The organism is Mucilaginibacter lappiensis (assembly GCF_900155965.1).
GTDB lineage: Bacteria > Bacteroidota > Bacteroidia > Sphingobacteriales > Sphingobacteriaceae > Mucilaginibacter > Mucilaginibacter lappiensis.
Genome location: NZ_FTMG01000018.1, coordinates 18,323 through 31,884, shown reverse-complemented (window position 1 = coordinate 31,884; position 13,562 = coordinate 18,323). Strand labels below are relative to the sequence as shown.

General features: G+C 38.9%; 9 protein-coding genes. 2 read left to right on the top strand and 7 right to left on the bottom strand.

The annotated features are described in order from the left end of the window. Window positions 1–6 precede the first annotated feature (6 nt). The 5 genes from BW976_RS24860 to BW976_RS24840 form a co-directional block, all read right to left on the bottom strand. A complete protein-coding gene (locus tag BW976_RS24860; protein WP_076377649.1) occupies window positions 7–2,499 on the bottom strand; it encodes an SLBB domain-containing protein in 2,493 nt (830 codons plus the stop codon). 180 nt (window positions 2,500–2,679) lie between these two features. Further along, a complete protein-coding gene (gene rfaE2 / locus BW976_RS24855) occupies window positions 2,680–3,192 on the bottom strand; it encodes a D-glycero-beta-D-manno-heptose 1-phosphate adenylyltransferase (protein WP_076377647.1) in 513 nt (170 codons plus the stop codon). A 35-nt stretch (window positions 3,193–3,227) separates the two neighbouring features. Further along, window positions 3,228–3,785, bottom strand: a complete 558-nt coding sequence (locus tag BW976_RS24850; protein ID WP_076377645.1) for a D-sedoheptulose 7-phosphate isomerase — start codon at window positions 3,783–3,785, stop codon at window positions 3,228–3,230. A gap of 70 nt (window positions 3,786–3,855) precedes the next feature. Then, entirely contained in the window at window positions 3,856–4,839 is a 984-nt protein-coding gene (gene rfaE1 / locus BW976_RS24845) for a D-glycero-beta-D-manno-heptose-7-phosphate kinase (protein WP_076377643.1), read from the bottom strand. Between the two features lie 236 nt (window positions 4,840–5,075). Then, the gene (locus tag BW976_RS24840; RefSeq protein WP_076377641.1) at window positions 5,076–6,737 is read right to left on the bottom strand and encodes a capsule assembly Wzi family protein; all 1,662 of its coding nucleotides are present in this window, start codon (window positions 6,735–6,737) and stop codon (window positions 5,076–5,078) included. 396 nt (window positions 6,738–7,133) lie between these two features. Between BW976_RS24840 and BW976_RS24835 the strand changes: the two genes are divergently transcribed. Beyond that, on the top strand, window positions 7,134–7,994 hold the full coding sequence (locus tag BW976_RS24835; RefSeq protein WP_217696297.1) for a hypothetical protein: 861 nt from the start codon (window positions 7,134–7,136) through the stop codon (window positions 7,992–7,994). A gap of 372 nt (window positions 7,995–8,366) precedes the next feature. On the opposite strand, the gene BW976_RS24830 is transcribed toward BW976_RS24835, so the two are convergent. Beyond that, complete coding sequence (locus BW976_RS24830) at window positions 8,367–11,525, bottom strand: glycoside hydrolase family 2 TIM barrel-domain containing protein (protein WP_084192346.1); 3,159 nt, start codon at window positions 11,523–11,525, stop codon at window positions 8,367–8,369. A 185-nt stretch (window positions 11,526–11,710) separates the two neighbouring features. On the opposite strand from BW976_RS24830, the gene BW976_RS24825 reads away from it, so the two are divergent. Next, the gene (locus tag BW976_RS24825; protein ID WP_076377639.1) at window positions 11,711–12,517 is read left to right on the top strand and encodes an alpha/beta fold hydrolase; all 807 of its coding nucleotides are present in this window, start codon (window positions 11,711–11,713) and stop codon (window positions 12,515–12,517) included. Window positions 12,518–12,541: 24 nt separating this feature from the next. Here the strand turns inward: BW976_RS24825 and BW976_RS24820 are convergent, their stop codons facing one another. Next, entirely contained in the window at window positions 12,542–13,471 is a 930-nt protein-coding gene (locus tag BW976_RS24820; protein WP_076377637.1) for an AraC family transcriptional regulator, read from the bottom strand. Between the last annotated feature and the right edge of the window lie 91 nt (window positions 13,472–13,562).

The following is a 13,562-nucleotide window of genomic DNA, read 5'->3' as shown; positions in this document are numbered from 1 at the left end:
TCGTGGTTATTTATTCAAGCTTAGTATACCCAAAATAATCGCCCCCAACGAGGCCAGTCCTGTAGTAAATCCTAAAATGCTTTGAGCTGTATTATTCTTAGCTTCAGATTTTTTAGGCACATAAATTTCACTACCTGGTTTTACAGATGGGTGGCTATTAAAGAATAAAACTTTGCGAGTGCCTTTTACCGTTCCGTTAGCATAAACAATATAGGCCCCCCGTCTTAAAGCATCGGGGCCATAACCACCGGCATTAGATACAAAGTCATTAAATGATTTTGACCGGTCATATACAACAGCACTTGGGTATAATACCTGACCGTTAACCCGAACTATTTGTTGTTGTTTCGGGATCCTTAAAATATCGCCATCTTCCAATAGCAAGTCGTCTTTTGAACCAGGCGATTTTAAGATTTTAGGAAGATCAATGCCTACAAAATTATTACGCATTACAGTATCTTCATTTCTTGTGGAGTCCTTATAGCTTCTTTTTAAGCGGGATAAGCGATCCATTCTTTCACGGGCTATTTCTAACGTATCGGCTTTGCGCTTGTCTATACCCAGTATAGCAATGTTTTCCCTTTTCAAAGACCCTCCTTCCGGATCAGCCGATGCGGTTAGGCCTCCTGCACGAACAACCAGATCAGAAATCTTTTCATTTTTTGTCTTTATGGTATAAGAACCGGGATACATTACCTCTCCTTCTACTTTAACTGTTTTTTGCTTTTCAAAGCCTGGCAATGTATAAACCGATACTATGTCAAAAGGCTGTAATACAAAATTGCCCTCAGATGGCTTCAATTGCCCATCCACATTGACACTAAAAACCTGTGCAACCGAACTATTTTTTGAATTTGGATCGGCGTCACTTATTCTTCTGGCAACTTCAATACGTTTGGTGCTGGCACCTTCAGCAAAGCCGCCGGCTTTAAATATCAAATCTTCTACCTTCATATTTTCGGAGAAAGCGAATTTGCCAGGTTTCCGTACACTACCGTTAATAACTATCTGATATTTATCGCGTAGGTCAAATATGGATGATATATTAACAATGTCTTCTCGTTGCAAAGAAATATTTACAGTCTTGTTAATAACATCGCGAACATTAAAGCCAATTATCTCGGTGCTATTATCACTCTTTAGCCGAGTAATGGTTCCCCGCTCCATAAAGGCGTCTTCTTTTAAACCAGCTGCATTGGTGATTAACTGGTTTAATGTTAAACCATTCTGCAATTCATAATCACCTGGTTTAAAAACTGCACCTCTTATTACAACCCTGTTCTCAAAACGATCAATAACTGATTCTATGGTATATTTATCACCCCGTAGCGGTATATAGTTTTTATAATCAGCTTCTACAACATCAGTTATTTTACGTTGTTGATCACTAATTTGTGAAACTTTTATACGTGCCGTGTAGGCGCTATCGGTAAAACCACCTGCATAGTTCAAGATATTATCAAGAGTTTCTCCAGGCAAAACCTCAAATAATGCGGGTATTTTTATTTGCCCTACCAGTTGCACCCTTGTACGATAAGTGGGTACACGCACTATATCCTGATCTTGTAATGAAATATTATCCTTCTGACTGCCTTTTACTATAAAATCATATACATCCAGATGCCTGATGATCCTGTTATTTCTGATAACCTCAATTTGGCGCAGACTACCATTATCCGTTGGACCGCCCGACATATATAAAGCATTAAAAACAGTAGCAAGCGAAGGCAAAGTATAAGTACCTGGTTTTTGTACCTGCCCTACTATAATTACTTTAATACTCCTGATATTACCTAACGTTATCTGTACACTGGTGCCGTGACCAATGGCATAATTGCTAGCCGAAAGCCGGCTTTTGATTTGTGCTGTTGCCTGTTCAATGGATTTCCCGCCAACATTTATTACGCCAACATTCGGAATAGTAATATTTCCCTCTGGTGATACCTCCAATTTCCAGTTAACTGATGAATTTCCATAAACATTAACACTTAACTGGTCATCAGGACCGATAATATAATTTACCGGGGTAGCCAGTTTTAAATTGGGCTCAAAAGAACTGTTTTTATTTTTGAACAGGTCGGCTCCAAATATTTTAGGCCTTAGGTTCTCAAACATATCTTTGTTAAGATATGCAGAGTCGAGACTATCGGGCTTGTAATTTAGCTTACGTCCTGCTGTTATACGACCATCCGAATCTTCTGTTGTATCAGCTTGCACCTTCTTTCCGGTTGCTTTGTCACGTATATCCTGTATCCTTGTTTGCAGTTTTTGAATCTGCGCGCTTGACATTCCTCGTGACTGCGCCTGTCTGATTAATTCTGCATCACTTAAACCACTATTCTGAGCTTGTTGTAGTAATTGGATAATTTGTTGGTCTGGTACGTCATCTATATTGACAGACGATAAATTTTGAATATTAATTTGAGCAGAAACATGGTTAATTGCTCCAAAACAAAACACTACAACAAACAGAAATATGAGGAAATTAGTTTTAATCATTTTTGAAAAATATCGGAATCCAGAATCTTGCAATAAATTGATTTAGATTTTTGCAAAGGTAAACCAATTTATTATTGAAGACGATTGTAAAATTTTATATTATTTAATGTTCACTTATCATTTCGTTAACCACTTATTTAAGCAGACATATCCTGAAAAGAATAACCGGTATATTAATTTTTAAGCCTTTCCCGGAATTTGTTGTCGAATTTTTTCAATTATAGCGGTTGACGAGTAACCTTTCACAAAATCAATGGTTTTTACCTCGCCACCATTAGCCAGTACTTCTTTGCTTCCTACAATATTCTCTACAGAATAGTCGGCTCCTTTTACCAATATATCGGGTAATAAAGTGCTGATGAGATTAAGCGGAGTGTCTTCGTCAAAAAGTACAACAGCATCAACAAAAAACAGAGCCGCCAATATTGCAGCTCGATTATTTTGATCATTAACAGGCCGGTTTTCTCCTTTAAGGCGTCTTACCGAGCTATCTGCATTCAAGCCAATGATGAGTTTTTCGCCAAGTTCGGCGGCTTTAGCCAGATAGGTAATATGACCTATATGCAGGAGATCAAATACGCCATTGGTAAAAACAACCTTTTGGCCCAATCTTTGCCAACTTTGCACTTGAGTTTTAAGTAAAGAGATATTGGTTATTTTTCCTACCAGCGTTTTTTCGAGGTCAATTCTCATCTATTATTTCTTGTTGCGCGTGTATGACTGATATATTATTCAAACAAGTTATCAACTGACTGACAAAGTATATGCCCTATCAATATGTGCATTTCTTGTATGCGGGCGGTTACATTTGATGGAACAACGATATTCAAATCACATATACCGTTCATTTTGCCTCCATCTCGACCCGATAATCCCAGGGTTTTGCAATTAAGCTTTGTGGCTGTTTCAAAAGCGTTAAGTATACCCTGGCTATTACCGCTGGTTGAAATGCCAATAAACAAATCGCCCCCATGTGCAAAAGCCTCTACTTGGCGTGAAAACACGTGATCGTAGCCATAATCATTGGCTATTGCCGTAAGTGCCGATGTATCAACAGTTAAGGCAATACCTGGCAGGGCCCTTCGTTCTTTAACAAATCTTCCACTCAACTCAGCTGCAATATGTTGGGCGTCGGCAGCACTGCCACCGTTACCTGCAAGTAAAACCTTGTTACCACTCTTAATAGTATCTGATATCATTTTACAGGCTTGTTCAATACTACCCGTAAGTTTATCTATTACTAATTGCGTTGTATTTTGATGATCCTGTAATGCTTCTAAAATCATTATGGTTTATATTGGTTGGCAATATTGTACTTTATACAACTTTTTGTCTTTTCTTTTGTTGTTTGTTTTTTCACAAAGTTGAGTTTTTCATATCCTGAATGATCTCATCAATGGTTGTAGTGGCGCTACCTACCTGTCGTATAACTATGGCAGCAGCATGGTTAGCAAGTTCGCCTGCCTCTTCAATAGTCAAACCAGCGGCAATAAAGTAAGCCATGGTAGCTAAAACAGTATCTCCGGCACCGGTTACATCAAATACCTCCGTGGCTTTTACTGGCAATAATTTGTATCCCGACTCACTTAATATCAGCATACCCTCCTCTGAAAGTGTTACTACCAGATAAACTGCTCCAGTTTGTTTAAAAATAATTTTTGCCGCATGCTGCAGGCTTTCTAAGGAATCTACCTTTTCCAATTGGGCAGCCTCTGCCAGTTCCTTACGATTTGGCTTGATGATATATGCCCCTTTGTATTTCTCGTAATTTAATCCCTTAGGATCAATAATCACTCTTTTATTATAACGCGTGGCCTCCTGAATTAATTTTTGAGTGAATGATGAGGAAAATAAACCTTTATTATAGTCTGATAACACCACAATATCCGCTTTTTCTAAATAGTTAACCAGCTCTTTAAGCAACTTATCAGCAATAGCTTCTGACACCGGATCTGTAATTTCACGATCTATCCGTACCAATTGGTGGCTACCTGCAAGTACCCGTGTTTTAACTGTAGTAGGCCGGGATTCATCTTTAATTATGGTATGGGTTTGCACCCCTTCATTAGAAAGTATCTCTATCAATTGAACGCCAGCGGTGTCATTCCCTATCACACCAGCAACAGTCACCTGCGCCCCTAAGGCTACCAGGTTTTGCACAACGTTACCGGCACCTCCCAAAGTAATCGACTCATTTTTCACATTAACAATAGGCACCGGTGCTTCTGGTGATAACCGGGATGCACTGCCAGTAATATAATGATCAATCATGAGGTCGCCGATAACAAGTATATTGGGTTTACGGGTAGATGACTGTATAGAATGTATCTTGTTCATCATTTATTTAAAACTCACAGATCATTAACTGTTAATAACCATTTATTACAGTTTGTTTTAATAATGTAGTATTATTAAAAGTTTAAAAAATTTCGCAAAGATAATTTTTTAAGGCTATTTTTTTAAGTTAATAATATTTTGGGCAATCTTTCATATCAATTTCTAAACTATGTTAGTTACAATACGCAACCTAAACACAAAATATAACATTCCCTTTTCCAATAAATTCACCTTATTAGTTATTCAAAGTAATAGGTAAGATTAAGTCTTGCATGTAAGTTAAAGCTATTTCCATGGTTATATTGATAATTTAAAGAGTAAACAGGCGTTACTTCGGCCGAAACCAAATACCTCTTCAATTTTATATTAGTATAAAAAGTACTGTTTATATCTACCCAATGCGAGCTAAAATCACCGGTACCACTAAAAGCATTATAATACAGATCATTATTATGAACCTGTCGCTCCAGTGTTAAACCAAAGGAATTCATACCTTTTAAATAACTGATATCAAACATAAAGCTGTTCCCACCCGGTCCTATGCCAGCACCAATATACCTTCCATCATTAGTATATCCATCACGAGGACTCTGAGAATGTGTGTACCAGGAAGGTTCATCCCTTAACAGAAACGTAGATGGCCGCTGCAAGCGAGTTAATTCGGCTTTTACTTGTATATAACTATCTTTAGAAAGCTCGAATAACTTACGGCCACCTAAGGTAGTCGCAGCCGAATGATCAGGCTCCTGCAAAAAATCGTTAATGCTACCTGTTCTGTCATTTCTTGCCCATTCAAAGTAAAGCTCGGCGTTATAAAGAGGCAATAACTGGCGTATATTAAGCGCGAAGGCAAAATCCTGACCATCGCCATTGGTACTATTAGAAGCGTCGTTAGCTTTGAGCGACGAGCCCGTAATTACAGGAAATAATTTCCGAAAAATATTCCTATTATGATAAAGTGAATCCTTGTCCAGATAATCATATCCTGTGAGTCCTAGATATAAGCCTTTTAACCATTTAGGTTGCCAGTTAACCGTATAAGCCGATATATAACGAGTAACCACTGGCTTAGGGCTAAATAAACCTTTACGATTCACTATTCTGTTTGTATCAATTGGAAGATAGCCTGATTGTTTTAAGTTACCTCCTATTATCTGCCATTCAAATGAGCCTATTATAGTTTTAATGGGCCTAACTGAATTAAATGTCCAGTGCAAAAAACCCGGTGCAGAATTACTCATCATGATGGAATTTTGAACACCAGGCCCCCACCATATATTTTCCGTTGAAACACCTGCTTCTATATTTTTAAAGTTGACCGTTATTTTTGATTGTCCCGGATATAAATGCTGTAGCGATTTTTGACCGAATCTTTCAGGGGCATCAATACCATTTATGTTGAAATAATACGAACCTATAAGTCGTGTGTTGGTACTATTGACCTGTACATCGGCAAAAGTGTCAAATCTTTTGTTTTGCGCATATACAAACTCTGGTTTCACCTGCACTGTAAATATGCCCGCTTTTAATAAAAATCCTCCGCTAACTCTGGTCTGATACCCGGCGGCAGGATATAAGGAAGAGTTATTATAGCCATAAGGTCTTTTAACATTATAATCATTTAACCAGTTAAATGGTAATATTTGAATACCAGACGGCTTTCCCATAAACTGAAAATGACCGTATGTCTTGCTGGCTAAAAGTTGTTTAAAAGATGAGTCGATATCATGCCATTCATCATTTACAGGCCTTACAGTAAAAGATGAAGTATTATCACTTTTGCCCAATAACTGGTTTCGCCTGGCAATATCCTCCGCGTAGCTCCCTACCTGTATAGTTTGTGAAAAGGCTTTTATACCTAAAAATATTAGTACAACGGCTAGTAATAAATTTTTCTTCATAATTATTGATAAGGACGTAGTAATTCATCTAAACATAACAAGCAATCCATTTTTCTTGATAAAAATTATCTCTAAAATGCCTTGGCCTAGATTTGGTGATAAAGTTTAAAGTATTTGCCGATAAAACGCCACTATTGGAACAAAATTACATTAAAGTGTTACAAAAAATAAAAAGATACAAATGCTAACACCTTATTGTTGCTAAATTAACAATAAGGTGTTAGCATTTAAAAGCGTAGCCATCTGGAGACTATATCAGAAAGCCTCGTATTTGAGATCGATGTTTACAATAAATTATTTCTACTGATATTATTTTTCGTTGCAGGCAACCAAAGGTCATTTTCACAACGTATTGGAGTTATAAAGGATTATTATTAACCATTTTTAACCAGTACAATGAATTTACTTAAAAATCTACCCCTCGCAATTGCCGGCATTGCTGTGATGTTTGCCAGCTCATCATGCTCAAAAAACAACAATAATACAAACACACCAGATCAGCCTGCTCCGGCTAATGCAGTTAAATTATCAGCAAACGCAAAATTTGGTAATGTCCTTACCGACTCCAAAGGAAAAACACTTTACTTTTTTGCCATTGATGCCAACGGCAGTTCAGGCTGCAATGGTGGATGTTCTGTAGTTTGGCCCACTTTTTATCAGGCAAATCTCACTTTGGACAATGGTTTAGATACCAAAGATTTTGGTACCATAACCCGCACCGATGGGTCAAAACAAACCACTTACAAAGGCTGGCCGCTTTATTATTATCAGAATGATACTAATGCAGGTGATGTTAATGGTGATAAAATAGGCAGCACCTGGTTTGTTGCCAAACCTGACTATACCGTTATGGTAAGTAACAACCAGTTAACCGGCAATGATGGTGTTAAATATAACAGTGATCTTAAAGCAGGTGATGGCATAACTCAATACATTGTTGATGATCGTGGTCAAACGCTATACTCATTCAGCCATGATAAGTTCAAAACCAACAACTTTACAAACTCCACTTTCAGCAATAATAAGGTTTGGCCTATTGATACCATTAAAACAGTTTTGAATGTACCTTCTGTTTTGGATAAAACCCAGTTTCAAACCATAACCGTATTTGGAAAAACACAATTGGTTTATAAAGGCTGGCCATTATATTACTTCGGTGCTGACAACAACCAACGCGGCAATAATAAAGGTGTATCGGTACCAACTCCGGGTACCTGGCCTTATACCAATGCTAGTTCACCTGTTGCGCCTAATTAATTTAGTTTTTTTCATAACAATTAAGAGGCTGTATCATAAATCATGATCAGCCTCTTTTTCTTTGGTTTATACGAATACTTTGTGTTATGTCAATCACGAATTGGTGTATAATCTTGGATTGACTCCATTAAAAAAAGTGGGTTTACATGGTTTACACAATTCATGGTTAACATCAACTTATATAATTGATAATCAATTTATTATATATTTTTCTATACAAAAAGTGTAAACCCACTTTATTTATCAATATTACTGGCTAAACGCCAATTCACAGGCGACAGAACACCAGTGCTGTTTGTTTTCATAAAGGTGGTCAATTTGATTTATCACACGGTCTCTTTTTATTGCTTATAAAAGTAAAAGCATATTTGCTTACAGATCTATCTCATACGTAAAATTATCTGGTTTCGCATATACCGTATATTTCTCCAACGGTCGCGGTCCGCAGGAATTTGAGCCTACACCGAGAGTATGGGTACTTATGGTTAACACTGTAGCCTTGCTTTTTGGAAGATCTATTTTATATTCAACCGGCTCCATTTCTTCATCGCTATGGGGTTGTGCCGAAACCTGCAGAAATCCGCTAACATGTTTAACCGTTAAAGCCGATCCATCCTTACCAGTAAGTTTTGCCCAGCGAATATCCTCGTGATTGCCGTTCTCCATTGGTTTTTCATATGGCGTTACCTGCTGTTTTACCGTACTTGAATACACACCTATATCGAAGCCGCTTTTTCTATCAGCATAGTTTTCCATTGGGCCACGACCAAAATAAGAGAACTGATCAAGATCTTTTTTAAGGAACAAACGCACGCCTAACCTGGCCAAAACTACTTTAGGATCACTAAAAGACACCTTGTTTTGAGCCTTGATAACACCATTACCCCATATTTCATAAGTTACCTTATGATGTACTGTAAAACCTTGTTTACCTGTACCGGTTAAGCTGGCGCTAATCACTACTCTGTTAGGAGCGGGCTGAGTTGCTGTAATACTATCAGCTACCCACGTAAGGCTTTTGATGCCATTTTTCTCCCAGCCTTCATTAGCCCACATGTCGTCATTACGGTGCGGAGCACGCCATAAGTGTAACTTAGGTCCTCCGTTATCTTCCAATACGTTCTCGCCATTCTTTTCCAGCTTACTGAATGTGCCAGTCTTTTTATCAAACTCTATTTTAAAGTTTTTGCCTTTTACTTTTATCTCGCTATTCCCGTTTGACAATTCAAGCGGTTGTTCACTCGCAGGGTCTTTCTTCAAAGCAATGCTCTTTACTGGAAACTCCAACTGCTGCGATGCCGCCTCAAAGCCCTTTTTGGCCCACATCTTATCGGCTTTATAGGTAAACGATATCCGCAGAAAGTATTCCACGTCGGGTTTAGGTTTACTGATAATATCATAAGGAATCTTCACATCTTTTTCTTCTCCGGGATTTATTTTACCTATATCAAAATTACCTTTAGTAGTTACCACTCCATTTTCACTTAGTTCCCAGTTACCGCTAAAACCATCGAGATTAATAAATTGATACTTGTTTTTAATGGTGATGATGCCCTTGGTTATATCTTTGGCTTTTACCCCTATCCATTGATAAGCATGTTTTAACTGGGGATAATGTGGTTTAAGTGAACGGTCTGATGCAACCACCCCTTTGTGGATAAAATAATGATCATTGGGATACTCTCCAAAGCCGCCACCAAAAGCCAGTATCGGATGCTTCGGATCGCGCCTGTTCCAGATGCCCTGATCCTGCCATTCCCATATACAACCACCTAAAAGCGTTGGGTATTTGTCAAACAGGTCATTATACTCATCAACAGAGCCCATAGAGTTAAACATAGCATGGGCGTACTCGCATAAATAAAATGGCTTGGTGTATTTATCATCATTAGCTATCTTTTCGGTGTTTTCCAAATCGGTATACATATCACTGTCGATATCTGCCGGATTTTTTTCGCCGATGCCAAAGCCCTGGTAGTGCGTAGGGCGTGTTGGATCGAGCTTTTTCACCATATCCAAAGCTGCTCTGAAATTGGAGCCCCCGCTGCCACATTCGTTACCTAACGACCAAATGATTACCGACGGATGGTTCTTAAAGTTTTGCACGTTGGCCACGTTTCTGTCGATAATAGCATCTTTTATTCGTGGGTCTTCATTAAAATCATCCCAGGCACCGTGGTTTTCGAGATTAGCTTCGGCTACCAGGTAAATGCCGTATTGATCACATAGTTCATACCAACGCGGATCATCAGAATAATGACAGGTACGCACATGGTTACAATTGGCTTGTTTAATCAGCACAATATCCCTGATCATTTGCTCTTCGGTAACCGCATGCCCCACCTCCGGCCAGTTCTCATGGCGGTTAACACCTTTTAGCTTAACACGCACCCCATTGATGGTAAATATGCGCCCTTTGATCTCAATTGTGCGGAAACCGGTACGTGAGGAAATGGTTTCGCTTGTATTATTTCCGTTTTTTAAGCTCAATACGGTAGTATACAATTTGGGTGTTTCAGCAGTCCATTTCTGCGGGTTATTAACCGGGAAGCTTAGTTTTACAGTCGTCTCTTCGCCCGGTTTTAAAGCTGGTACATTACCGGTAGCGCCTTTTACCACGGTACTGCCATTATAAAGCGTTGCACTTAATTGATTAGCTTTAGTAGCACTGCTGCCATAATTTTTTACCTGGGCATTTACCTCAACCACGGCGTTCTTATATTGTTTATCCAGATTGGTTTTAATAAAATAATCCCTGATATGCTCCTGTGGAGTACTCCATAGGCTTACATTACGAAAAATTCCGCTCAACCTCCACATATCCTGATCTTCCAGGTAACTACCGGTGGTAAACCGGTAAACCTCAACAGCTACCATATTTTTTCCCGGTTGTACATATTTGGTTATATCAAACTCGGCAGCATTACGGCTATTTACGCTATAACCTACTTTTTTGCCGTTTACCCAGATAAAAAAGCCCGCGTCTACGCCATCAAAAGTGATAAATATCCTGCGGCCCTTCCAGTCAGCAGGCACCTCAAAATCGCGGCGGTAACTACCTACAGGGTTGCGTTCGGCATAGGCCGTATATTTTCTGGGTGGTTCGCTCATGATATGAGGAAAGTCCTTTTTAAAGATGTAGGTAAAATTGCTGTAATAAGGTGTGCCATAACCTTCTATCTGCCAGTTTGAGGGAACTTTGATATCTTTCCAGGCAGATACATCGTAAGCTGTTTTATAAAAATCAACAGGGCGTTGTTGCGGCCATGATACCCAATTAAACTTCCACAAACCATTCAAACTTCTGCATAATGACGAAGCATGCCTGTTTGCTTTAAGTGCTTCCTGCAAATTGGCATAAGGCATTAATGAAGCATGCGCGGGCTCTTTATTGATACCGATATTTCGCGGATCTTCAATCTCCGTTGGCACAGGGGCGCCTTTAACCACGGTATCAGCCAGCCTGGGCCCGGCCGCCATTGCCACGGTTACCATATTTAAAAAGAAAGCACACAAAAGTAGTTTTTTCATTGGTTTTAGATTTAGAATACCTGCAGGGCAGATCGATTTAGCTATATAATGGTGCTTGGTTTAAGCAGGGCTAATATATACTGTATAATTAACATTTAAAACAGATTATTTAGTTTTCCTATATTTTCATCAATAGAAATGATATCTTAGAGCCCCATCTGCCTGAATATTTATGTATCTGTTTTATGAATAGTATAATTCAAAAAAAGAATAATATAACTATTGAGGGTAACCTTAATGCCGCCGAAACAATTGTATTTGCCCATGGTTTTGGAACAGACCAAACCGCCTGGAACTGGGTTAAAGACGATTTCAAAGCCGATTACCGTATTGTGTTGTTTGATAATGTTGGCGCAGGCAGCGCAGACCCCGATGAGTATATTCCTGAGAGATACAACAAGCTTTCGGCTTATGCTGATGATATGCTGGATATACTGACCGATTTGAATTTACAAAATGCCATTATAATTGCACACTCCGTCAGCTCGATGGTCACCCTACTTGCCGCTGCTCAAAAGCCCGAACATTTTTCAAAGCTGGTATTTATTGGTGCCTCACCACGATATTTAAATGACGAACAGGATCATTATACAGGAGGCTTTACCCAAGCCGTTTTGGATGCTATGTATGGGTCAATGGCTGGTAATTATTGCGCCTGGGCCAATGGCTTTTCTGAAGTGGCCATGGGCAACCCAGAGCAGCCAGAACTGGCGCAACAATTTGCCTATACCTTATCGGCCATTAGGCCCGATATTGCTTTAGAGGTAGCCCGGGTCATATTTGAATCTGATGTTCGCGAACAGCTACACCAACTCAAAAAAGAAGTACTGCTGCTACAATCCTGGGATGACATCGCTGTACCTGCAGAAGTAGCCTATTATCTGCACGCGCACATCGAAAACAGCAAATTAAAATTCATTGATGCACAAGGGCATTTTCCTCATATCAGCTCCCCCAGGGCAGTGATTGCGGCTATCAAATCGTTTATTTAAGAATATGTTATCCTCACAGAAATACTAATTGATTGTTTTGACGATCCCTGCTTTGTAAAGACTTGGCGTAGTACCCACCATTTTACGAAAAACCCTGCTAAAATAATGCTGATTATTAAATCCCGCTTTAAAACAGGCATCAGCAATACTACAATAAGGGTTTTGCATAAATTGCTTAGCCAGTTGTATTCTTTCCTTAATGATATAATCAACCGGCGAAACACCTAGTTCATGTTTAAACGTTCTAAAAAAGCTGGCTTTGCTCATATAAGCCATCTGGCTCAAGGCATCAATGTTTAGTTTTTCAGTCAGGTGTGCTTTGATGTATTGTAAAATATAAGCAAAACGGTTGCTTGTTGACATTTGGGTAAGATTGTCTTTCATTTCATGCAGATTTTGCATTTGCATAATGCGGATCAATAATTCTTTGAGCGTTAAATTGGCAAGCACATCTTTAGCTAAATTATCACCAGTACTGATACCAATAAGTTTATTGATCAACTGGGCCAATTCGTAATTGTTAAAAAAGTGAAATTGCTGGTAATTAAGCTGCCAAAGATCATTATTGGCCCGCGGATAATTTTCATTCAAAAAATCGAGCGTATTGCGTATTTCCTGTTGGTTGATGGCCAGGGCTGTACATTGCGATGGGTTTATTTCTGACGCTTCCGGAAAATCAATAGTCATGGTTACGTTTGGCGGTACAATAACAGTTTCGCCTGGTAAATAATCAAACCCGGGTTTATCAAACAAATGCATTACTTTTTTGCCCCTCAACATGCTGGTAATTACCAGGTCGCTAAAAGTTAAGGGAACCAGTTCACTGCGTTCATAGGTTTCGTATATATTCAGTTCGCAATGATTTAAGGTATAAGCTTTACGGTTTTCAACCAATGTTCTGAGTTCCTTTTTACCGGTAAGGGCAAAAGGCGATACCAGGTTTCTCTCATTCATAACGGGCTTATTTTAAAACAAGTTAGGGATAGTTTATGACAGTTGGCAATCATTTTATAAAATGTAACAATAGTGCACTTAATTGATAGTA